We start from the raw sequence: 24,075 nt of genomic DNA on the forward strand, positions 1-24,075 counted from the left end.
TTAGTTTATTTTTGCTAGAACGACCAATGATTAACGTTAGCTATTTGTAAATATTAGACTAACTCTTGCATAATATTTCTTACACGCTCTAAATCTTCTTTAGTATCTACAGGAATACTGTCGTGTTCTGTAATACCAACCTTAATTTTATAACCATGTTCGATCCATCGTAGTTGCTCTAACGATTCTAATTTCTCTAAAGTTGTTGGCTCAAGAGTTGAGAAAAGTGAAAGTGCCTTTTTTGTATAGGCATATAATCCAAGGTGTTTATAAAATGTAGTGTGTTTCATCCAATCTTTACGATCAATTCCTCGAACAGTTGGAATCACAGCTCTACTAAAATATAAAGCATCTTTATTATGATCTAGAGTGACAAATACTTCACTATCATTTTCTAAATCTTGTGCATGAATTACTGGTGTTACCAAAGTGGCAAATTCAGTAGTATCATCAAAACTATTGATTAACTCCGTTAGTGTAACTGGTTCAAGTAGAGGTTCGTCTCCTTGAATGTTTACAACGGTATCAAAGTTTTTATTTGTCTCTTTATTTACAAGCTCTAAGGCTTCTAAACAGCGTGTAGTACCATTTGTATGAGTAGGGGATGTCATCACAACATTACCACCAAAAGCTTCGACTACTTCTATAATTCGAATGTCATCTGTTGCAATATACACATCATCTATTGCTTGAATGGCACGTTCATAAACGTGTTGAATCATTGGCTTGCCACATATATCAGCCAATGGTTTTCCTTCCAATCTAGACGATCCATAGCGAGCAGGAATAATTCCTAAAAACTTCCGCATATTCTTTTTTTCGTTCTTATTCGATTAGTTCATGCAAATGTAATGCATTGTTTTAGTAACTATTACATATAAGAGGAAGAAATAAATCCCTTAAGGTAAACTTATTGACAATCCTTTGTATGTATTAACGAACAATTACTTTCCAAACCATAGATCCAGAGGTAGAAGAACCACTTAATAAGTAGGTATTCGGTTTTAGATCAGATGGTAAATAAATGGTGTAAACATTCCCATTTATTATGTAGGATAAGTTATTCTCAATAGTCTGTCCGTTTATTTGAAGAATTTCAAAATTCATTTTCCCAATCTGTTGGCTTAGAGCAAGGTTAATTTTGCCTTCAGTAACTGGATTAGGATAAAGAATACTATTCTCCAAAGTATAGACCATTGAGTTTGAACTATTGACAAGAGAAACTTCAATTTCTTTTGAAATAATATATGTACATCCTGCATTATTTGTAGCAAATAAGCGTAAAGAATGGGTTCCTTGATGATCAAATGTGATGGAGATATTTTCATCATCCTGTTCACCGTATTGTTCATTATTTAGAAGCCAAATCCAGGATGCAGCTTTATTGGTCTGATTAAAAGTTGCATTAATGCTCCCGTCTACATAAGAAGTAGTATCAGATAAAACGTAATCATTAATAACAGAATCAATTTTAATCTCTAAATGAACAAAATTATTTTCACTAGCTACCTCTGCACACTTTATATAAAATGCTGTGTCTCTTTGAATATTAGGAATTGATAGAAATGGCCCAGTATATAACAATTCGGTTAATAATTCATCTCTATAGAAATTATAATTTGAACAACCTACGGGTGAAATTAATACTGTCGTATTTTTACAAACTAACTGAGGTGATTCAATATTTAAATCTGGAATTACTTTTCCTGTTAATTGAACAAGGTCTCCATTGTAAACGTATCTTCCTTGAGATTGAACATAATAATATGATATACTATCAATCAATACTTCAAAAGACCTTCCTGTTTCTTTTAATACTTTCTGTCCGCTCTCTTCTTTATATAAAGCAAGTATGTCATAATTATTTGTTGCAATAGTAACATTTTCTCCTTCATTCGCTATTTGATAATCAATAACAGGAGAAGGACTTTTAAGCCAATACTCACAATATTGTTCTACACTATCCAGTTGTTGAAGAAGTTGAGGTAATGTATCAGCAGCAACGATTAAGAAGCCAACTCTTGCGGTTTCATTAATTTTTAAATCATTAATAGTATAAGCAATTACGGATGAAACATTTGCTAATTGAGTACTAGAGCCAATTGTAGTTGTCCCGATCAGAGAAGATACAGCTTGAATTTTTTCATCATCAGAAAACCCATCAGTTATATCGATATTACTGTTTGCTGAGTTTAAATTATCAATTGCTTGAAAATTAACATTGCCAGCATTTAAGAGTTTCACTGCTGCACATTTTGACTTATCAGTTTTTTCTATAATTGCCACTTGATTTGCAGCATCGTAGGTAATCATAGCAGAATCAATCTGATTTTGAAGCGTATCTCCAGAAGCATAATTCATTACCCAGTCAACAAACAATCCACTATGAAGATTATTAATTGTCTGATTTGAAGTATTCGTAATTTCTAATTCTGTAAACACAGCTCTATCTACAGTGCTACGAGAAGCCCCATAAAGCTTCTGGGTTATATTTACACCAACAGGATTTACAGAATTTTCATCTATCAGAGTACCTTCAAAAGTTGTAACAGGATAATTAGCATCTTTAGAATTATCAGAGTCTTTAAGAAGTGGTGATGTGCCTACAAAATCTGTTTTTCTGGTATTTGCATTGATATCTATATATGTCGCATCTGACAGTTCGTTATCTGTTGCAATGATAAATCCTGATTGTCTTGTTAAAGCATAATATCCATGCCTGTTGTAATAATCAAAACCATGGTTAACACCCCATGTACCATTTGGTCTAAAATGCCCTTTGACATAATTAAAGCGTACATATTGCTCTAAAGTGATATTTAGCTCTGTATTTTGCCAATCTCGATATTCATAAGAACCGGTATTAATATCTTCTAAAGTAACTTTAAAATGTATATTTCTAATGGAATTTGCTTGTGCTGAGATTTTAAAAAGAAAAGGGGTATTTGTGTTGTTTTTTATTTGTCCTTCAGACATTTGCCCTAATGCATGTGATGTTTCATTAGGAATAGGTGTTAAATCAGTATCATAGCTAGAAATTGATGCAATTAAATTTGGTGAGTTTCCATTGAGTATGTTTTTGAAATCAAACCATACAGCTAAAGTATCTCCAGGCGAAACAGATATATCAGAAGTCCCATATTTACTCCATCTAGGGTTTTGTACTCGTACAACATGAACGTTATCTTTTTCAGTGACTGCTTTATAAGCATCAACCACACCAAAACCATAGCGGTCTCTATAATTTTCATTCCCAACTATGGAATAAAAAGTAGTATCAGAAGTATATCTTATTAGTTCAGCAACCTGAGGAGCTGATAATTCTGGGTATTTAGATTTAACTAAACTAGCAATACCTGCGACAGTAGGACTCGCAAAAGAAGTACCATTAGCACCAGTGTATTTATTTTTTTCAATAGTTGAATAGGACCCATCGGCACCTGCTACATCTATAAGATAACTTCTAGTTCTACCTGTTGTTACTTTTGACTTATTAACCCCAGATACAGACAATACATTATCGTAAGATGCAGGATAGTAATTTGTGTTTACATCATTATGACTGTTATTTCCTGCGGCAGCAATAAAAAGGACATTATTTTGTTCTGTATAATGATCAATAATTTCTTGATAAGCAACGGATTTACTATTTGGACTACCCCAAGACATATTAATGATGTCTACACCACGCTCCGCTAAATAGATTATACCAGGTAACCCTAAACTTCTTACAATAGGAATAAATTTTGAATTAAATCCCATACCCGCAATACCAACATTATTATCTGTTACAGCAGCTGCAGCTCCTGCAACAGGTGTACCATGTGATGATCCCGTTAATGTAGTGTCTCTACTTCTAAAGTTATAACCATAAACATCATCAATAAAGCCGTTGTTATCATCATCCACATTCGGGAAGCCATTTAGCTCTGCATCATTTGTTTTTATGTTATTAAACAGATCTTCATGCCAAATTTCAAAACCAGAATCAGAAATACCTATTACAATATCACTACTTCCTTTTTCTACTTCCCAAGCAGCTTTCATATTATGAATATCAATAGCAAATTGACTACCTATTAAAGGGTCATTAGGAGTATATTCTACCAAGTCGTCAGCATAATCTGGTGCAATTTCAACATATTCGACTAATGGATGTTCTTCAATTTTATGAATTAAAACACAGGCTTGTTGACTATTTTTTAAATCAATTTGTAGTATATCTGGAGCCTCTGCTCTAAATAAAGAAATATAATTTAAGGTATTATCTTTTTCAGGAATTAGGTGTTGATAAGATTTTGGAGCAACCATTTTAGCAGGGAAATCTCTATCAGCTAAAAAAGTTTTTGACCACGGTTGTAAGGTTTCGTAATTTTTGCTTTTTAGTTTAACATAAATTACTTTGTTAGTGCATCTGTCTTCATTTTGTGCCAACAAATTTTTTGGAGGGCATAAAAAGAAACATAAAACACAAAAGAAGCATAATATATTTAGGCCTTTATTATTCATAAATCACTAATGAAGAAGTTTAAATAGGGTGCTGGCTTTTGCAATATGATAAACTATGTCAATTTATTAAAATTATATTCGATGAATAGCTACATAATATAGCTCTTTCTTTATTTTTAATGAAATATATCTAATTCAATTACACTCACTTTAATTTACGTATGAAACCATCACGAGCTTTTGATTTTCTGTATGTTCAGAAAGAAAACTTTCCTAAAAATGATTGTCTTACTTATAAAGTAAACGGAGAATGGAAAAAATTCTCTACCGATGATGTTATTGAAATTGTAAATAACTTAAGTGTTGGTTTATTGATTTCAGGTGTTAAGAAAGATGATAAAGTTGCTATAATTTCATCTAATAGACCAGAATGGAATTTTATAGATTTAGCTTGTCAGCAAATTGGTGTAATAGTAGTTCCAATTTATCCTACTATAACTGTTTCTGATTATAGTTACATTTTCGATCATTCTGATGCTAAATATATTTTTGTTGGAGATAATGACTTATTCAATAAATCAACAGAAGCAGCCCAAAGCGTTGACAAGGTAGAAAAGATTTTTACTTTTGATAAAATTGATGGTGCTCCTCACTGGTTAGAAATAGAGAATTTAGGAAAAGGAAAAGAAAGAGGAGAAGTAGAAGAGTCTATGGTAAACGTAAAGCCTGAAGATTTACTGACAATTATCTATACTTCTGGCACTACAGGAAGACCAAAAGGGGTGATGCTTTCTCATCAGAATGTAGTCTCTAATGCAATTGCAGTTTCATCTATATGTCCTATTGAAAAAGGTAAATCAAAAGCATTAAGCTTTTTACCTTTATGTCATATTTTTGAAAGAACAGGATTTTATTATTTTCTGCAATATGGAGTTTCCGTTTATTACGCCGAAAGTATGGAAACAATTGGAGTAAATCTGCAAGAAGTCAAACCAGATGTGTTTAATACAGTCCCCCGTTTATTAGAGAAAATATATGATAAGATAATTGCTAAAGGATTAGATGCAGGCGGTGCTAAAAAAGGTGTTTTCTTTTGGGCTTTAAATCTAGGTTTAAGATATGAACCAAGAAAGGAGCAAGGTTTTATTTATAACTCTCAACTTGATTTAGCAAATAAATTAGTTTTTTCTAAGTGGAGAGATGCATTAGGAGGTAACGTAAAGGCTATTAACATAGGTGCTGCAGCTCTACAACCACGTTTAGCAAGGGTGTTTTGGTCTGCAGGGATTAAATTATGTGAAGGCTATGGTTTAACAGAAACCTCTCCAGTTATTGCTGTAAATAGAGCCAATAATGAAAATATGATGGTTGGAACTGTTGGCCCTTTATTGGATGGTGTTGAAGTTAAGATTGCTGAAGATGGAGAGATTTTAGCAAAAGGACCAAATGTAATGATGGGGTACTATAAAGCTCCAGAAAAAACAGCAGAAGTAATAAAAGAAGGGTGGTTCCATACTGGTGATATAGGCGAATTTGTAGAAGGTAAATTCTTGAAAATTACAGACCGTAAAAAGGAGATGTTTAAAACTTCTGGAGGTAAATATGTAGCACCTCAATTGGTCGAAAATAAAATCAAAGAATCTTATTTTATAGAGCAAGCTGCAGTTATAGGTAATAATAGAAAATTTCCATCGGCATTAATAGTTCCAAATTTTGATGGATTAAAAGAATGGTGTAATCTTCATAACATTGAATATACTTCTGATTCAGAAATCATTAAAAACACAAAAGTGATTGAGAAAATGGATCAAGAAATACAGAAAGCAAATAAGCAATTTGCTCAGTGGGAAAAGGTGAAAAAGTTTGCTTTAATAGATCATGTTTGGTCAATTGATTCAGGAGAAGTGACACCTACATTAAAATTAAAAAGAAAGGTAATTAATGAGAGATACGATAATGTAATCGAAGGGTTATATTCATAACTTCTCTTTCCTTAAGATATGATAAAGGCTTCGTGATTTTACATTACGAAGCCTTTGTTTTTATTTTCTAAGAAGAAGAGCTTTTTTTAATAATTGCTCATCTTCAGCAAGTTTTTTAAGCATAATGTCAGCTTTAAGCTTACCATTTGATAAGTAAGGATCATCCTTTTCCCATTCAAGTCTAAACAACCTTCCCTTAGATGTTTTACTAATACCAATTACCCTAGTAAGTGGGGCTTGGATAGGAATGTTATAGAAAGCAATCTGCCTGTCAAAATCTCTTGATAAAACTTGTTTCTCAAAGGCTTCTTTCATGCTTCTTGCTGTCGTTTTTAAATCAACAACAACTTCACCTTCTATAAATAAGTCAGGTTTTGCTTTACAGTCTAAACCTGTTATTGGATCTTTCCAAAATACGCATTTTTCAATTTGTACATTGGGGTGTGCTAACATTTCTTTTAGTAAAGGGTAATTTCTAGCCGTAGCAGCAATTCGTCCAATTCTATTTGCTTGTGCAACAGGAACTTTTTTACTCATCTCTACCCAATCATGAGGTTCAAGAATGGCAGAATGTAGCATTGTACCTTCTCTCAGTGCTTTTTTTGGAGTGTGCGGTTGCTGACCGAGCAACAGGAGCTGAGCGTTTTTTATATCTGTATTGGCAAGAGCAGGATGATTTCTATATTCTTTTTCATCCATGTCAATAACCTCGTAGGAAATGTTTGACATTCAGAACTTAATTTAAATGAGGTACAAAGATGCATTTATGAGCATGAACTAACAAAGTTTGTTGTTTTTAAAATGACACTGTTAGGATAGTTTTAGTGTATTGAATTAATAAAGTGATAGAAGTTATGTTTTCAATCCGTAGTAAATTGATTAAATTTACTTTATATCCAATTCAGACCATTTATTAAGAAAATGAATTCTGAGTTAAAAGATTCATAAAAAAGACTATGGCATTAATTAGTAAAAAGAAAGTTCCGTACCCTGTAACAGAACCTTTAGAATATTTTTTAGATCAGTACGATAGAATGTCTCCTATTTCTATTAAATACGAAGATCTTTGTAGATACAATACAGCAATACCATTATACGATTCTAATGGGGAAGATACTTTATGGGTGACTGTGTTTTATGCACAGGATGATATGGAACAAATCTATTCAACATTAAAGACATTATATGCTACATTAAGAGCTGATGGTAATGTAAATGTAATGGAGCACCTTTTTATTGATCGTGTTGATATGTGTACTTATGGGAATACAAAACCATTTCGTATTAGAATTGTAAATAGAATTAATGATAACTTCGATTATTTTTATGTAAAAGTTGCCGATGCTTCTCGTATTTATGGGTTAGAATTAGAAGATATTTTATCCCCAAATAAGGTAAGCTATCTTGTTACAGAACAAACATTAATTGAAGAACATATACCTGGTATTCCTGGAGATTCTTTTATTAATCATTATTTAGAAGATGGCCATCAGAATAAGACACGTTTAACGAAAGAGTTTGTAAAGTTTAATGAAAGATGTTTTGTTCAACTGCTTGGTGATATGCACTCTTCTAACTGGGTTGTATTAATGGTGCCAGATTTTGATGAAATTAACTATAGAATTAGACCTATTGATTTTGATCAACAGAGTTATGAAGGGAGGAGGAACATTTATATGCCTCAGTTCTACCGTCAGAATAATGCGATTTTAAAATTAATGATGGGTAAAATTTCATGGGAATCAGTTCGTCAGTATCAAGCAGAAGAACGCTTTATGATTGCTAGTAGAGTGATGGGTTTCCGACATAGAGCAAAAGATATTTTAAAAACTATGCGGAAGGATATTATCGCACCTAGAGAGAATGTTATCACACTTCGTAGCGATCTTTCAGAGCATTATAAAAGTTCACGGTTTTTGAAATGTGAGAATATGGGTGAAATCGTCACAGAATCTATTGAACATGTACTAAGAAGACAAGAGAAATATAAAAATATGTTTGAGGCAAATAGTCCTTATTAAAAAAAACACCTCAGTGATTTCAATTTAACTGAGGTGTTTTTTTATTCTACATGTTCTAATCGATAACCAACTCCAATTACGCCTTCTAAAGTATCAGGCCTCATATAGTGTTTGATATCAATTTTATATGTTCCTTTTGATGGGAATGAAGTTTTTTTTCTGAGAAGTAAAGGGTGAACAAATACGGCACCCGTACTACTAAAACCAGTTGAATTTTCTATATGTCCAAAAGGCTCTCCTGTTTTTACTTCAAAAAGTTGAAAATCAGACATTTTATCATTTATCAATGTATCTGGCTGAAGAGAATCAACTTTAGTAAGACTGTATTTAATATATATGTTTTGGAATGGATACTCTGTGGTATTTCTAATCAAAGCATAGATATTATAAGGTTTAGCATCCTCCACTTCAAAAGTAAATGAAGATACAGAATCAGCCGGCCAAACACCCTCCTCATAATCTACATATTCTTCATTTATAATAGAAGAATTACATGCAAAACTTAAAAAAGCAACTCCTAATAAAAGGAGTGCTTTGTATGACTTCAAAGACAAAAAATTATTCATTATTAGAATTATCAGGTCTTTTTCTTTTGTTTCTATTCCCTTTAAAAGGAGGCCTTGATGGTTTTTTACCTCCGTCTTCTTTTTTCTGATTTTGTCTATTCTGAGGCGGGTTGTTTCCTTTGTTATTTGGAACGTTTTGCTTCTGATTAGTATCATTTGAAGATGGATTACCTTCACCCTGTTGATTAGGGTTACGTCCTTGTTTATTAGGAGTTACTCTCTTTTTAAAGTTCGAAGGTCCATTGTTAGGCTTTTTTCTTGAAGGTTTTTTCTGTTGATCTAATTTTTTATTATCAGGTCCTTTCTTGAATTTATCATCAGGTTTTCTACGTCCTTTTTGCTTTTTCTGAGGAAGAGGTTGTTTATCTAAAATACTACTAAGTTTTTGTTCTTGCAGCATTGCAGATTTATCCACTAGATCTTCTTCTAAAGTTTCAGGATATTTTCCTTTAGCATTCATTTGTGTAACCTCATTCACACGTTCTGTTGAGATTACATGCCATGTTGTTTCACCTTGGAAACTAAACCACATGCGCTTGCGGAAAATATCTACTTTTTGTAGTTGAGCATCACCTTTTTTTGTCTTTAAGTTTCTATCCAACATTGGAATATCCACTAAAGCATCTATATACGTTTCTAACTCATAGTTAAGACAACATTTTAGTCGTCCACATTGGCCAGATAACTTACTAGGATTTAAAGATAAATTCTGATAACGCGCAGCAGAAGTCGACACGCTTTTAAATTCTGTAAGCCATGTAGAACAGCAAAGTTCTCTACCACAAGAACCAATACCTCCTAATCTACTTGCTTCTTGACGTAAGCTAATTTGACGCATTTCAACTCTAATCTTAAACTCACTTGCTAAGACTTTAATTAATTGACGAAAATCGACTCTGTCATCTGCAGAATAATAAAATGTAGCTTTAGAGTTATCTGCTTGGAAATCTACATCAGAAAGTTTCATCTGTAGACCTATTTCCTGAATAATTTCACGAGTACGGTATAGGGTTGGTATTTCCCTGTTTTTTACCATCGCTAATTTCTCTAAATCTTTAGGTGTTGCATGACGAAGAATTTGTAAAAGATCATCTTCTTCATCAATACCCTTTTTTATCATTTGTAAGCGTACAAGGTCTCCTTGTAAACTAACATGACCAATGTGATGTCCATTTCCAGTATCTACTACTAATGGATCACCTGTATAAAGTTCGAAATGTTGGTCATTTTTAAAATAACCTTTTCTTCCACCTTTAAATTTTATTTCTACTATATTAAAACGTTGCGATGAGGGTAAATCCATATCACCGAGCCAATCAAACGAATTTAATTTGCTACAGCCGCCAGAACCACAGTCTCCATTACTGCCACATCCTGTAGGTACTCCACACGCAACCGTTGAACACGATTGACATCCCATAAATATATATTTAAAACTATCTAATGATAGGGTGAGGCAAACTAGCCTCAATGCAATTTAGCATTTAAAAAGTTAAATCCCTTCTTTGAGGTGAAAAGGGACAAATTCACCTACATCATGCCCAAATTTATGCAATTCTCTAATAATAGAAGAACTTAAATGAGAGTATTCTGGAGATGTATAAATAAAAACAGTATCAATGCCGTTTACATATCTGTTAGCTTGGGCAATACTATTTTCATATTCAAAATCTGTTGTGTTTCTTAATCCTCTTAACAAAACACACGCACCAAGGTCTTTTGCTACTTTTGCAGTTAAACCTTGGTATAAAATTACTTTTACTTGAGGGTTATTTTCAAAATGAAGTTCAATTAAATCCTTCATTTTTTCGGCTGGAAAAAATCGCTTTTTCTTAGAATTATGTCCTATACCAATAATGACCTCATCAAATAGTTGAGTACCACGAATTGCTATATCTTCATGACCTTTAGTGAAAGGGTCGAAAGTTCCAGGGAAAAAGGCTATTCTTTTCATCGATTTAATTTCATATTGCCAATTATATCAACAGCAGCATGTTCATGAGGTTCTTGATCAAACTGGTATGCATATAGCATATCTTTAGGTTTCTTTCCAGTGTTTACTTTACCAATAAATTTTCGTAGAGTAGCAATTGCTGTATTATCAGTTTTTACTTCTCCCCAAATTGTTAAAGTAGTGTCTTGAGGTGTTCCTTTTAACTCGTCAATTACAAAAAGCACATAGTACAATAAATCTTGTTCTGTTTTGTACTTAAAAGAATTTGCAAAAGTAACTTGCTTTTCCTCATTACACTTTGTAAGATAGAGCATATCACTATCTAAGTAGCAATGCAAAGAGTGGCTATCAAATTCAAAAGCTTCAGGAATAAAGCTTTCCATGCTATGAGAAAATGATAGATTAGAATTACTATACATCTCAAAGAACCAATTTTCTAATTCCTGAGGTAAAGTAAAAAGGATAGAAGCATTTAAACTTGTAGTATTTTTAAAGATTTTATCTTCTTTACTACTGAATTTAGATGTTAATGATAAGATAGTTTCATCATTGTCTTCACCTTCAATTTCTGAAGGAATAAAAGCAAATGATGGAAGAGCAGAAATGATATTAACGTTCTTCCAAAAAGCAGCATTCAGAAATGAATGTTTTTGCACAATGTTGTGCAAGTTTACGATAAGTGCAGTGGTGTTCATTGCAGTTTCGTAACCATACGATTCAAGAGCTAAGCACTCGTTGTTTTCAGGGTCATATACTCCTATAGCAAGACAGCTTTGATGTACCCTCAAATGCAAGCTGTAATCAGCAAGTCGAGAAACATCAAAGCTGTTTGAATGTACGGAGTATCTGACTGATTCAAATAGCAGATCTTCCAATATTATTCCCAGTTACCTGCAGTAGTTGCTTCAAATAATGAACCAAACTTAAGAAGTCTTCTAGTAGGAGATGCGTTAGATTCTTTACGTTGTGGATCACGTGGGAATCTGTCTACTACTTCAATAAAAGCAATATTAGCATTGCCTTTCTTCTTTTTATCTACAGAAAGTTCAAATTCTTTTCCGTTTTTACCAGAGATGTACTTTAACTTCTTAGCGTCAAAATTTTGACCAGGGAAGATTCTCTCTCTTACTTGAGTTGCTCCAATTGTATCATACTCAATACGAACTGAATCAGTACGAGTGTAGTACAATGGATCATTTTTAGTACGAGGAGTGATAATCTCTTTCTTTTGTACGTTATAAATTGTGTCATCATCGATGAACATCGCCAACGTATCCCAAGAAGCAGTGTATTTCTTGTATCTTGATAGGTAAGCTGTTTCTGCTTCACGTATCATCTTTAATTGTTTAGTAACGACTGCTTCAGATTTTTTAATTTCTTTACTTTCTCTGATTGTGTCAAATACACTATGATATAATGCCCATGCCAATATCAGTACTACCGGTACCATTAAAATGGTTAGTATCTTTGTCTTTGTCATTTTTCTTCTGTGAGTTTGTTGTAATGTTGCTGCGAACTAAATACTATTTCAGTCAAAGGATCTAATGAACAAATCATAAACTCTAATACATTATTAACGAGACCCATTTTTGACCAAGGCAAATTTAATTAGATTTTGGAAAAAAAATAATTCCATTAACCTAAAACATGTTACTGAATCAAGAATAAGTGTATTTTTTCGTCATAATCCTCTAAATAATTCTTAATTCGTACTTTTTGGCTAAATCTCTTTTCTTTTCTTTAACAACTTTTATGTTTATTTCTATTCTTTCAAGAGGTTCTCCGTCGTCATAAATGTCAGATTCTGCAATTTTTTGGATGACATCCATACCTTCAACCACATAACCGAACACTGTATAGTTACCATCTAAATGGTGTGCACCTTCTTTTGCTTCGACGATATAAAATTGAGAACCACTAGAAGATTTACTAGGATTTATCTCATCATTTTGTCTTGCAGCTCCTACCATTCCATAGTCATGGTCTAAGCCTTCAACAATTTCGCTATTGATTGTATATCCAGGATTGCCAATTCCAATTCTAGTACTATCATTACCTGTTCTGGTATTTGGGTCACCTCCTTGAATCATGAAGCCTTTTAAAACTCTATGAAAAGTAGTTCCATTGTAAAAATCATCCTTTGCTAACCTTAGGAAGTTTTTTTTATGTTCTGGGGTTTCATCAAATAATAAAATGACGATTTCGCCAAAAGAGGTTTCTATATGAACAACTTCATCTTTTCCTTTAAGTTTTTTCTTCTTCTGAGCGAATGAAGAGTTTATTGTTAGAAAACAGAAGATAATTGTAAGGAATAATGGGATGGAACGCATATTTTTGCTGCTTGAAAAAATCATTTTTATAATATCATGACGAAAATAGACAACAAGAATGAAATACTAAAGGATATTGTATGGTTAGTGCCTACTATTCTATGGTTTTTTGTAACTATAAAGCTATTACTAACTAAAAACCCTGTAGAAGGAGATAGTTTTTTACTAAATCTACCTTTTGGTGATAAAGTTGGACATTTCGGAATCTTTGGAATATTTACCGCTTGTTTAATGTTTTCTATGTGTGGTGTAAGCTTTATGAAACAGAATAAGCAGCTAATAGTAGTAACTGTTTTAACTATAGTGTTTAGTTGGGGAATAATGACTGAAATTCTACAAGCAAATTTATTGGATAGTAGGGAAGGTGATTTCTGGGATTTTATTGCAGATGCAATTGGAGGAGTTTTAGGAGTAATTTGTTATGGTATTTTGAGTAAGTTTATACCAATTCCAATTTACAAATAAGCAGCTATTTTTAGTTGTTGAAAGTATTTACTTAGCTAAATGTTAATTTCTAAATAAGTTTTTGATAAAAAAGCCATCGCTCAAATTAATGAACGATGGCTTTTATATTTTAGACACTTAGGTGTTTATTTACCTAGGTATTCATAATTCAATTATAACTGGCAATGATCGCCATCACAGAATTTTTCTGCTTCCACATCTTGCCCTTGCCCTAAATCGTTAAAGTTAAGAGGTTTAATATGAGCAGCTAACTCATTATATTTTTCTACTGAAACTTCTTCATATGGCATCTGAGGGTAAACAGTATTTCCTAATTCTAATTTAGGTAAGAAACTGATTGATTTCAGGTGATATTGGAAGTAATTTAAGATAGGTTCAATTTGAGTAGCTTCATCTTTCTTAAAAGTAACTGTAACAGAAACTTGATTGTCTGCCCAATAACGCTGTAAGAAAGCAGCTAAATGTACTTGTTCCCAAATACTTACTTGATTAACTGTTCTTACATTAGTGATTTCTACCGGAATAGAAACTACCATAGTGTCAGATTCTGCAACAGATGGTTCTACGTGGTAATTTGCTGCTATACATTTTTCAATCAGTGGAGATTTCTTCGACAAGCGAATACGTCTGATGTAATGATTGCTTTCTGGATAGTGCATACCTGGAGTAACACCTGGTAATAAAGAAACAGTACCACTTGGTTTTACAGAAGTAGTTTTTACAGAAGGAGTAACACATAACCATTCAGCATAAATTGTATCCCAATTCTGAATAGTTTCGTAACCTTCATTACACCACTCTTTAAATGTATCTAAACCATTAGTTTCTACAAATTGAGCAATACCAGACATAGAAGTTCCAATTCTTCTATTTCTTAATAATACACGGTTGGTTTCTGGCCAGTGTGTATTTGTAAGTGTTACTGTTTTTGCGTACAAGTAAGCAAACTTTAATGTTCTTAAGTAATCTTCTTTATTTGTTGCTCTAGTAGGGAATGTTTCTACTAAACAGCAAAGCTCGTAAGATTCTAATGTTTGTTCAGCACAAGGGTTGGTACCCATTGCTCTGCTATCTTTGTGGTTCGGTGCGTCTCCCATACGACCAAACTTTTTCATATTGTCTAACCAAATGTAGCCAGGTTCACCATTTACAGCAGATTGTGCAGCAACATTTTTGTAATCCATACCTACTTTAGAGAATACAGAATTATTAGAAGACCAGCCATATTCAGATCTATGTGCTGAAGATCCTTCCATTTGTTGAGTGTCAGGGTTCCAACGGTAATCTTTTAATTTTAAGTATTCTTCGTCATCAGCTTCACCAAAAACGATTTCTGCAGAACGTCTCACATTACCAGCAACTACGCAACAGCCAATCATATTCATTATGTCGACAATATCTGTTACAGTAATAGTAGCATCTTCAGGTCTACCTTCAAACATTGATCTTATTTGATCGTGTAGTTTTAAAAGAGGAGCAGAACCAGATGCAATTCCACCAAACCCTTTGATAGGTAAACCGGCTTCTCTTATTTTAGAATAATCAAATTCAACGTTTACTCTACCTTTGTGGAAATAAGAATCCAATAGCATTCCAGTGCTATTTACCCATCCTTCTCTACTATCAGGAATTACATACCTAACTTTATCTTCGTTATTTGGCTGATAAATAGGAACAGTACCAGCTCCTTTAGTATCGAAACCAACACCCACACCTAACATAGACATGTCCATTAAAAACTCAAATGGTTTTGTTGGATCATTTGCCATAGTTTCTGTACTAACAAAAGAACAGTTATTAAGTGCTGCAAATAAATTTCTCTTAGTTGTTAACTCAGAACCCATTGCCCAAAGACCACGTCCTGGAGGCAAGAATTTCATTGTGAACATACGGTCGAACATTTCTTGAGCAGATACTTGAGCTTTACCATCGTCCCATCCTAATTGGTATTTTAAGATGTGATTTTTCTGGATAGTATAAGTACCTTCAACTACACGTCTAACAGTTTCCCACCAAACTTCATTAGTTCCATCGTCTTTAAGTCTAGAATAGGTACGCATATATACCAATTCGCCAAGACCATTAAACCCAAATGGTGGTTTTGTGTTTTTGTATTTTTCAAGGAATTTGTCGTCCAGAGAAAATTTATAAGTCATCATTTTATCAGAAATGTTATATTGTATTAATTTAATTATTAATACATTTTAAGTTGTAAACAGCCAGTAACTTCTACTTGTAATTATAATGTAAAAACAAGTAATTAAATTACATTTTTTTAGTGTGTAACTTATTGTTATTTAAGGAATTAAACAATATAGGTTAACTTTAGTGTTAATTTATAATTTTGGTTGTTAATTAATAAATTGATTGCTAAACACTAATCGATTGTTATTTTTAATTTATACAAAGAAAGCGATGGAATTTATCAAAATCAATATTGCATTTCTAGTATTTATTTACATGATAAAAAGTAATGGCGTAATTTATTAAGACTTAGTTTTGTATTTATTGTGAAAAGACAAAATCATTAACTAAATTCTATACACATTAACCCTTAAAACCTTCTTTTGTTGATATGATTGATTGTTATGTCAGCTATTAAAAGTGAGTACTTAAAGTTATTATTAAAATAGGTTCAATTTAATTTTCACCAATTATTAATGATGAATAAAACTATTTATCACATTAAAAATATTCTTTTTATTTTCTTTCTTCTACTTTCTGAATTTTCTTATGCACAATGGCATGAAGTTGTTTACAATGAGCTGTCCGGAATGCAAAATTCTTTAGTTAAATCAGTTGATAAAGATAGCTTAGGTTTTGTATGGTCTGCTACAGATAGAGGTTTGATACGTTTTGATGGATCTAACTTTCTTCAAGTTACAGAGGGACTGCCTAGTCTTTATGTAAAGAAAATTTTCACAACATCTAAAGGTATTTTACTTGCTTCGACAGATTTAGGTGTTGTCAAAATTAATATGATTGATAATCAGCCTAAGGTAGAGACTGTATTGCAAGGAGATACTTATGCTTCTGATACGTTATTATGGTATCCAAAATCTATTTATGAGACTAAAGATCAAAAAATATGGATTTGTGATAATCACTCTATTGTTTGTCTTGATACGGCTTTAAATCAAATAGCACGATATAAATTTTACGAAAAAGATTTACCAACTAATTTCCAAAGATCATTTTCATTATTAGAAGATCCAGTTCTTGGCCTTTACGCATTTTCTGAAGCGGGGTATTTGTATAAATTTTCAAAGAAAGAAAATGTATTTAACGAAATTCAGTTGATTACACAAAGTGATAGGATTAACCATGCTTTTTTTTACCAAAAGAAGATGATTGTTTCTACTCAATCTGGCGTAACAGAAATAACATTAGATAAATCTGGTAAAGACATCTTATCACAGAGAATAATTTTTGATGATATAGCTCCTTCTTATGTAGTTGTAAATACTGAAAATGAGTGGTTTGCAGGTACTTGGAATGATGGATTATATAGAATTAAAATTGATAAAAAAGGAAATTATCACCACTTTAAGGTGGGGAATGTAGAACAAAAGGTGATATCATCTGTTTTTAAAGATGAATCTTCAGGTATATGGTTGTCTACTGATAATGGTATGATTTATCTTAAGGAGCAATACTTTAAAGCAGCATTCGAAAAAGATGCTTACCAATATATACAAACTATTGTTCAAGATAATAATCAGGTATTATTTTCTGATGGAAGAACTCTTTTCTTTTGCTCAACATCTAATCATAAGATGATTGATAAATGGGAAATCTCATCAGAATATGGAATTGTTTTAAAAGTGGCTCATATAGAAAACGAATATTGGCTAACAACTAATATTGGCTTATTCTTAATATATGATGAAGATGGAAATTTTAAGCGGAAAATTGATTGTTCTAATTATGGAGGTGCAATTTATTCTATTGCTTATAATGAAATGGGAGACCTATGGTATGTGCAAGATCATGGGGGGTTATTTAAATTACAGAACCTTGAAAAAATAATTTCCTATGGAAGAGAAGAGGGGATTACTAGTAAGATTAATGTACTGAAATTTCAAGAAGGAAGATTATTTCTTGGAGGTAGTAAGGATGGTAATTATTTTTTCAAATATAATGTAGCTTCTGATAATTTTGAAAACCTAAGTAAGCCAATTTCTATTGTTAGAAATGTCTCTTTAAGCGTAAACGATTTTGTTTTTATAGATGAGGGACCAATACTAGCTACAAATTTTGGTTTAGCATTTTTTGCTAAAGATTCTTTACGAGCGAAAACTATTGCACATTTAAATTTAGGAGATGTAAAAGGTGTTATTAATGATTATAGGTCTTCTAATGTGATTTGGTTGACAAACTCTAATGGTTTAATCAGAGTTAAAGATTGGAAATCATTTTTAGTATTTGATGAACTTTCTGGATTACCAAGTAAAACCATGAGTTATAGAACTATCCTTTTGGATAATTTTGGAGCAATTTGGACAGGAACAGCTTCTGGTGTCGGTTTATCGAATAAAAAAGTAGCAATAAAGAAAACGCCAACTCCAGTCTTTACTTATATAGGTAATTCGATTGGAAAATTTCGTTTTACAGCCATTCCAGAAATTTCGGCAGCATCTTACTTAGATATAAAATTTGCAAGTCTAACATTTCCAGGAAATCTAATTTCCTATCAGTTTAAATATAATGATGGTAAGTGGAAAGATATTGGCTGGAATAATAAGATTATTGTTTCAGGTTTGGAGAAAGGTGATTACACAATATTTATTAGAGCAAAACAAATAGGGGAGTACATGTGGAGCGAATCTGCCACTTTCTCTTTTATTGTTACAGACGCATGGTATAGAACTTGGTATGGTATACTTAGCATCTTTTCTATAATGCTAGGTATTGGTTTTGTGTCTTTTAAATTATATGACGAAAAAGTACAATATGATAAAGAGATATTGGAAGGAGTTGTGAAAGAAAGAACACAGCAAATTGAAGCTCAAAATAAAATATTATCAGGCAGAGAATCTATTCTTAAAAAACAGGTAGATAGGTTTAAAAAGGTAAATGATAAGCTGAACTATCAAAAGCAAGAAATGAATAACCGATTGATTTATGCTAGAGATTTACAATCTGTTGTTTTACCGCCAGTAGAAAAAATTAATTCATTTTATACTAATTCATTCCTTTTATATAAACCAAAAGAGATTGTTTCTGGTGATTTTTATTGGGAAAAAACATTCAATAAAAACATCTCTTATATTGTTGTTGCAGATTGCATTGGTCATGGAATTCCGGGAGCAATTCAATCACTTATAGGTATTGACTTATTAGGTGAAATTATTGATAATAAAGATGTAAAGACAGATTATGTCTTAGAGGAACTTGATATTAGGTTAAAGGAAAAAGCAAAAGAAAACCCAGCATTAATTGGTATTGATATGCTAATTTTAAGAGTGTTTAAAAATGAGGATCAGTTTGAAATTAGCTATGCAGGTGCTAGAAGACCATTGTTTTATTTTATGGATAATGAACTGATTGAAATTAAAGGAACACGAAGAGGGATTGGTAATGAACCAGCCCATGTAAAAGTAAAAGGTTTTGAAGTTCACAATTTCATTCTTCCAAAGGGTGTTAGCATTTATCTAACCACAAATGGTTATTATGATCAATTTAATAATCAAGAAAAACGAATGGGAATTTCAAAATTTAGGAAATTATTAATAGAAGCCGGAGGTTCTAATGATATGTTAGAACAACGTAAATGGCTAGAGAACTATTTAAATGTTTGGAGTTCGGAAGCAGATCAAATAGATGATATTACAATTCTTGGTCTCCAGTTGTAATTAATAAGGTACTTTCTTATCTGTTGAAAATAAGTTTTTAAAGAATCCAAAGAATGAATTCTCTTCATGTTTGTACCTTTTGAGTTCTCTTAAAAGAGCTCTTCCCTGAGATTTACTTGTAATAATCATATCAAATGAATCGGCAGGGAAATCTTTATATTTCCTTATTTTGCCCGAGTGTTTGCCTCTTTTGTAAGAGACTTGAAGTTCAGCAGTCTGACGGTCATAGATTAAAAACTCTACAAGCGTAGATTCAGTAGTAATAATTTTTTCAACGAGTATTTCTCTCATAAGTCTTTGTCGTAAATCGAAAAATCAGTAACCAATAGGATAAGTTAGTACATGATAACAATCTAAAAATACGATTTATTTCCGATTGTCATCACCTTCTAGCATACTTAAGTAACTTAAATACCTAGAAATAGCTATTGTTCCCTCATCCACAAGTTCTCTGACTTTACATTGAGGTTCATGTGTATGCGTACAGTTATTGTACTTACACTCTTGTATCACATCTCTTATTTCTGGGAAAAAATGTCCAATTTCATTTTCATCAATTCCCATAATACCCAGTTCTTTAATACCTGGAGTATCAATTAAATGACCGTTATGTTCTGTTAATTCGAACATTTCAGCAAAAGTAGTCGTATGTTTCCCTTTGTTAGCAAACAAAGAGATTTCATCAGTTCTTTGTTGCACATTTGATGCCAACTTGTTTAATAAAGTTGATTTTCCAACACCAGAATGTCCTACTAATAAAGACTTTTTACCATTGATGACTTCTTTAATTCCGTCAAGATTTTCATCTTCTAAAGCCGACAAACGAAGACATTTATATCCTAGAGGTTCATAAATAGCACGCAATTCATCTAAATATGCTCTGTCTTCATCTTCCAATAAATCATCTTTGTTGAATACAATATAAGTGGGGATATTATATGATTCTGCAGCTACTAAAAATCTATCTATAAATCCTAAAGAAGTTTTAGGTAATGCTAAAGTTGCAATTAATATTGCTTGGTCTATGTTTGATGCAATTATATGTCCGTGCCACTTTTTTCTAGTAGATTGACGGAGGATAATATTTTTTCGATCACGAATATCGTGAATAATAACTGTGTTTTCTACTTCATCTTCTAAGGCATAGTCAACCAAATCGCCAACAGCAATAGGGTTTGTAACTTTCATACCTTTTAATTTTAGTTTACCACGAAGTCTACCTTTAAATGTCTGATGAGTTTCTGTATCTTCAACTTCATACCACAAACCAGTTGATTTAGTAATTAATCCAACTTTTAAATCAACAACAGTTTTGTTTGAAGTATTTTTTTTCTTCCCAGAGTTCTTTTTTTTCTTCATCAGTATTCTAAAGATCAGTATTATTCTTTGTAACTAAAATACTAAAATCGGTTTAATATTTTATATAATAGGTAAAACTACTCGATTAATCTGTAATAATTAAAGTAACTCTTTACAATAGGATAAGATTTTATCTGTACTACCTAAGTTTTCTCTCACAAATTCTTTTGTAATGTTACCAGTTTTATTTCTAAAATTAGTATTGTCAAATAGCTTTTTAATAATTGATAAACAGCTACTTGCGTCTTTTATAGAGAATGTTCCTTCTCTTTCTACTAATTGTACAGCTTCAATAAATTTACTGTATTCTTTACCAATAACAACAGGAATTCCGAAAGTTGCAGGTTCAAGAATATTATGAAGTCCTTCTCCAAAAGCACCACCAACGTAAGCAAAATCTGCGAATTGATATAGAGATGACAACATGCCTACATTATCAATTATAAGTAAGTTTTTATCTGCGATATTCTGTTCAGTAGCTTCAGAAAAGCGAATACTATTTCTAGTAGAAAATGTAGAGGTAATAAAATCTATTTTTTTATCAGAAATTTCGTGTGGAGCAACTATAATTTTTAATTCAGGAAGGTTACTTGCAACAAGGCTTAGGGCTGAGATGTCTCTAGGCCAGCTGCTTCCAACAACAAGAACTGTTGCTTTTTCTGAAAATTTCTGAGCTATAGGAATTTGTTTTGGGGAAGCACAAATTTGAGCAACTCTATCAAAACGAGTATCACCAGCAATAATTTTATTATTAATGTTTATGGAGGATAAGAGATCAAAGGAGTTTTTATCTTGTGTAAAAAAATAATCGAACTGTTTCAACATATTTTGCTGAAAACCTCCGTTACTTTTAAAGAATGCTTGATTTGCACGAAATATAGTAGAGAATGAGATTATTTTGGCACCGATAGTTTTTAATGCTACAAGGTAGTTATGCCAAAACTCGTATTTAACAAAGAATGCAATTTGAGGGTTGATTGTCTTTACAAACAATTCTGCATTGCTTTTGGTATCTAGAGGGAGATAGTAAATATAATCTGCATGCTCATAATTATTTTGAACTGTATATCCACTTGGGGAGAAAAAGGTAAGTACAATTTTGTACGCCGGAAATTGTACTTTGAAGGCTTCAATTACTGGTCGACCCTGCTCAAATTCCCCTAAAGAAGCACAGTGAAACCATGCTATTTCCTGATTGTTGTTTTTAAAATCAGTTTGAATTTTTGATAATAATTGGTGTCTTCCATCTACAAATAACTTTGCTTTTGGGTTTAGCAGAGAGGCAAATTTCATTGCACCACTAAACATGTATGTACCTATATTATATATCTTTTCTTGAATCATATCGCAAATTTACATCAAAAAGAATGTAATGCGAACTATGTCAGAATTTGTTTGTGTATTTCAATTAACCAATCTATAGATCATAGATATTAGTTAGCGTACATTGATAATACTTCTTTCAACTCTTTTCTAGCAAGAAAAATTCTATTTTTTACAGTCCCTATTGGTATACTTAAACGATCAGAAATCTCATGGTATTTAAACCCTCTAAAATACATCATGAATGGTTCGCTGTAGGCATCATCTAATTCTGCGATTGCTTTTTGTATATCGTTCATCGCAAAATTTCCGTATGCACTATTCTCTTGTTTTATGCTTGTACTATTAATAAAGTGTAAGTTTTCTGAAGTGTCAATAAATGTTTTTTGGCGTGCACTTTTTTGATAATTAGTTAAAAATGTGTTTCTCATGATTGTAAAAACCCATGCTTTCATGTTAGTACCAACCATAAACTTTTCTTTGTTAGAGAATGCTTTCAACATTGTCTCCTGAATTAAATCCTTAGCATTTGCTGAGTCTTTTGTCAATTTGTATGCAAATGGCTCTAAAGCTGGGATCAAGTGTTGCAAATTGTAATTAAATTCTACCGCTGTCATAATAATAAGTATTTAATTTTTGTTTAATCTTTTTGTCTTTTGTTATAACAAATGTAGAGTACTAAAAGATAAATGTCAATATTTTGTTTAATTATTTTTCAAATAAGTTAAACAAAATATATTTCAACGTATTGTTTGTGCACTATGATAGCATGCTATTTGCTTGTAAATGAGGTATTTATGTTTTTGTTTAACGATCAGTGATTTATGTTGAATTTTGTTTGTTTTTTTACACTCTGGGGCTTCTTTGCACATCAAAAAATCAATGAAGAGGCTATTTATTTACTACCGGATGATATTTTTGTTTTGTTTAAACATCATATGGGTAAGATTAAACAAGGCGGGATCCGCCCAGATCAGAGGAGAAGACTTATGGAAAATGAGGATGTTCGCCATTACATTGATGTAGAAATGTATGGAGATCACCTTTTAGAAAAAACAATTAACTATGATGAAGCTTTACTTACTTATTCGGAAGATTCACTTTTAGAACATGGCTTAGCTCCTTGGAATCTTGTAATGTATACTCATCTTTTAAGAAAAGCATTTGAAGAAAAAGATGCTTACAGAATAATTAAATATGCTGGAGAGATGGGGCATTATATTGCAGACCTTCATGTTCCTCTACATACAACACATAATTATAATGGCCAGCTCACTAACCAAATAGGTATTCATGCATTTTGGGAATCGACTTTACCAGAACACTTTGCAGGTTATTATAATTTTTTATTGGATGATGTTAACTATGTAGATAATATTTTAGATACCGCTTGGGTAATTATGAATGAATCTCATGCTTTAGTTCCAATTGTATTGGCAGAAGAAAAACGTATTTCCAAATTACTACCAAATAAAGGAAAAACGGTTGTTACTAGACGTGGAGCTTCTTTACAATATCAACCAACAGAAGAATATGCTAAGCTTTATCATCAGGCAGTGGGGAGTATGGTAGAAAGTAGAATGGAAAAAGCAATTTATAGATTAGCCTGTTTATGGTTTTCGTGTTGGGTAGATGCAGGACAACCAGATTTATCTACTTTAAAGTACATTACTCCAAAACAAAAAAAGAAAGAATTAAAAAAAGATATAAAACATAGGGGTCATCTTTAGATTTAAAGCGGATATGTAGTGTGGACAATGTATCTTCGTAA

Annotated in this window: 19 protein-coding genes; 5 read left to right on the top strand and 14 right to left on the bottom strand. The window is 32.1% G+C overall.

What is annotated here, in order from left to right; all coding sequences use genetic code 11:
• Window positions 1-53: 53 nt before the first annotated feature.
• Both kdsB and EI427_RS01910 read right to left on the bottom strand, forming a co-directional pair.
• Window positions 54-809 carry a 3-deoxy-manno-octulosonate cytidylyltransferase gene (kdsB, locus tag EI427_RS01905; protein WP_126611024.1) on the bottom strand — a complete coding sequence of 252 codons (756 nt, stop codon included), beginning with the start codon at window positions 807-809 and terminating at the stop codon, window positions 54-56.
• 124 nt (window positions 810-933) lie between these two features.
• Entirely contained in the window at window positions 934-4,434 is a 3,501-nt protein-coding gene (locus EI427_RS01910; protein ID WP_170178365.1) for a S8 family serine peptidase, read from the bottom strand.
• Between the two features lie 236 nt (window positions 4,435-4,670).
• On the opposite strand from EI427_RS01910, the gene EI427_RS01915 reads away from it, so the two are divergent.
• Entirely contained in the window at window positions 4,671-6,431 is a 1,761-nt protein-coding gene (locus tag EI427_RS01915) for an AMP-dependent synthetase/ligase (RefSeq protein WP_126611028.1), read from the top strand.
• A gap of 60 nt (window positions 6,432-6,491) precedes the next feature.
• Here the strand turns inward: EI427_RS01915 and EI427_RS01920 are convergent, their stop codons facing one another.
• A complete protein-coding gene (locus EI427_RS01920) occupies window positions 6,492-7,160 on the bottom strand; it encodes a PD-(D/E)XK nuclease-like domain-containing protein (protein ID WP_126611030.1) in 669 nt (222 codons plus the stop codon).
• A 227-nt stretch (window positions 7,161-7,387) separates the two neighbouring features.
• On the opposite strand from EI427_RS01920, the gene EI427_RS01925 reads away from it, so the two are divergent.
• Window positions 7,388-8,452: a hypothetical protein gene (locus EI427_RS01925; protein ID WP_126611032.1), complete on the top strand. Its 1,065-nt coding sequence runs from the start codon at window positions 7,388-7,390 to the stop codon at window positions 8,450-8,452.
• Window positions 8,453-8,493: 41 nt separating this feature from the next.
• Here the strand turns inward: EI427_RS01925 and EI427_RS01930 are convergent, their stop codons facing one another.
• From EI427_RS01930 to EI427_RS01955, 6 genes are all read right to left on the bottom strand, one after another.
• On the bottom strand, window positions 8,494-9,018 hold the full coding sequence (locus EI427_RS01930; RefSeq protein WP_126611034.1) for a gliding motility lipoprotein GldH: 525 nt from the start codon (window positions 9,016-9,018) through the stop codon (window positions 8,494-8,496).
• Complete coding sequence (gene ricT / locus EI427_RS01935; protein WP_126611036.1) at window positions 9,011-10,438, bottom strand: PSP1 domain-containing protein; 1,428 nt, start codon at window positions 10,436-10,438, stop codon at window positions 9,011-9,013. The genes EI427_RS01930 and ricT overlap by 8 nt, the downstream gene beginning before the upstream one ends.
• 72 nt (window positions 10,439-10,510) lie before the next feature.
• The gene (gene coaD, locus EI427_RS01940; protein WP_126611038.1) at window positions 10,511-10,972 is read right to left on the bottom strand and encodes a pantetheine-phosphate adenylyltransferase; all 462 of its coding nucleotides are present in this window, start codon (window positions 10,970-10,972) and stop codon (window positions 10,511-10,513) included.
• Complete coding sequence (locus tag EI427_RS01945) at window positions 10,969-11,847, bottom strand: DUF3822 family protein (protein WP_170178367.1); 879 nt, start codon at window positions 11,845-11,847, stop codon at window positions 10,969-10,971. Before EI427_RS01945 ends, coaD begins: the two co-directional genes overlap by 4 nt.
• A gap of 2 nt (window positions 11,848-11,849) precedes the next feature.
• A complete protein-coding gene (locus tag EI427_RS01950) occupies window positions 11,850-12,452 on the bottom strand; it encodes a hypothetical protein (RefSeq protein ID WP_126611042.1) in 603 nt (200 codons plus the stop codon).
• A gap of 211 nt (window positions 12,453-12,663) precedes the next feature.
• Window positions 12,664-13,326 carry a peptidylprolyl isomerase gene (locus EI427_RS01955; protein WP_240655341.1) on the bottom strand — a complete coding sequence of 221 codons (663 nt, stop codon included), beginning with the start codon at window positions 13,324-13,326 and terminating at the stop codon, window positions 12,664-12,666.
• A gap of 12 nt (window positions 13,327-13,338) precedes the next feature.
• Between EI427_RS01955 and EI427_RS01960 the strand changes: the two genes are divergently transcribed.
• The gene (locus EI427_RS01960; protein WP_126611044.1) at window positions 13,339-13,767 is read left to right on the top strand and encodes a VanZ family protein; all 429 of its coding nucleotides are present in this window, start codon (window positions 13,339-13,341) and stop codon (window positions 13,765-13,767) included.
• Window positions 13,768-13,919: 152 nt separating this feature from the next.
• On the opposite strand, the gene EI427_RS01965 is transcribed toward EI427_RS01960, so the two are convergent.
• Window positions 13,920-15,926, bottom strand: a complete 2,007-nt coding sequence (locus tag EI427_RS01965) for a glycyl radical enzyme family protein (RefSeq protein WP_126611046.1) — start codon at window positions 15,924-15,926, stop codon at window positions 13,920-13,922.
• Window positions 15,927-16,427: 501 nt separating this feature from the next.
• Here EI427_RS01965 and EI427_RS01970 point away from each other — a divergent pair.
• On the top strand, window positions 16,428-19,622 hold the full coding sequence (locus EI427_RS01970) for a SpoIIE family protein phosphatase (protein ID WP_126611048.1): 3,195 nt from the start codon (window positions 16,428-16,430) through the stop codon (window positions 19,620-19,622).
• Here the strand turns inward: EI427_RS01970 and EI427_RS01975 are convergent, their stop codons facing one another.
• The 4 genes from EI427_RS01975 to EI427_RS01990 form a co-directional block, all read right to left on the bottom strand.
• Window positions 19,623-19,913 carry a KTSC domain-containing protein gene (locus EI427_RS01975; RefSeq protein ID WP_126611050.1) on the bottom strand — a complete coding sequence of 97 codons (291 nt, stop codon included), beginning with the start codon at window positions 19,911-19,913 and terminating at the stop codon, window positions 19,623-19,625. It abuts the gene before it with no gap.
• A 75-nt stretch (window positions 19,914-19,988) separates the two neighbouring features.
• Window positions 19,989-20,981, bottom strand: coding sequence for a ribosome small subunit-dependent GTPase A (gene rsgA, locus EI427_RS01980; protein ID WP_126611052.1), 993 nt, complete (start codon window positions 20,979-20,981; stop codon window positions 19,989-19,991).
• Between the two features lie 99 nt (window positions 20,982-21,080).
• Complete coding sequence (locus EI427_RS01985; RefSeq protein ID WP_126611054.1) at window positions 21,081-22,325, bottom strand: 3-deoxy-D-manno-octulosonic acid transferase; 1,245 nt, start codon at window positions 22,323-22,325, stop codon at window positions 21,081-21,083.
• Between the two features lie 89 nt (window positions 22,326-22,414).
• Window positions 22,415-22,921 carry an RNA polymerase sigma factor gene (locus EI427_RS01990; protein WP_126611056.1) on the bottom strand — a complete coding sequence of 169 codons (507 nt, stop codon included), beginning with the start codon at window positions 22,919-22,921 and terminating at the stop codon, window positions 22,415-22,417.
• Window positions 22,922-23,242: 321 nt separating this feature from the next.
• Between EI427_RS01990 and EI427_RS01995 the strand changes: the two genes are divergently transcribed.
• Window positions 23,243-24,034 carry a zinc dependent phospholipase C family protein gene (locus EI427_RS01995; protein WP_170178368.1) on the top strand — a complete coding sequence of 264 codons (792 nt, stop codon included), beginning with the start codon at window positions 23,243-23,245 and terminating at the stop codon, window positions 24,032-24,034.
• Window positions 24,035-24,075 lie beyond the last annotated feature (41 nt).

This window comes from Flammeovirga pectinis (assembly GCF_003970675.1).
Taxonomy (GTDB): domain Bacteria; phylum Bacteroidota; class Bacteroidia; order Cytophagales; family Flammeovirgaceae; genus Flammeovirga; species Flammeovirga pectinis.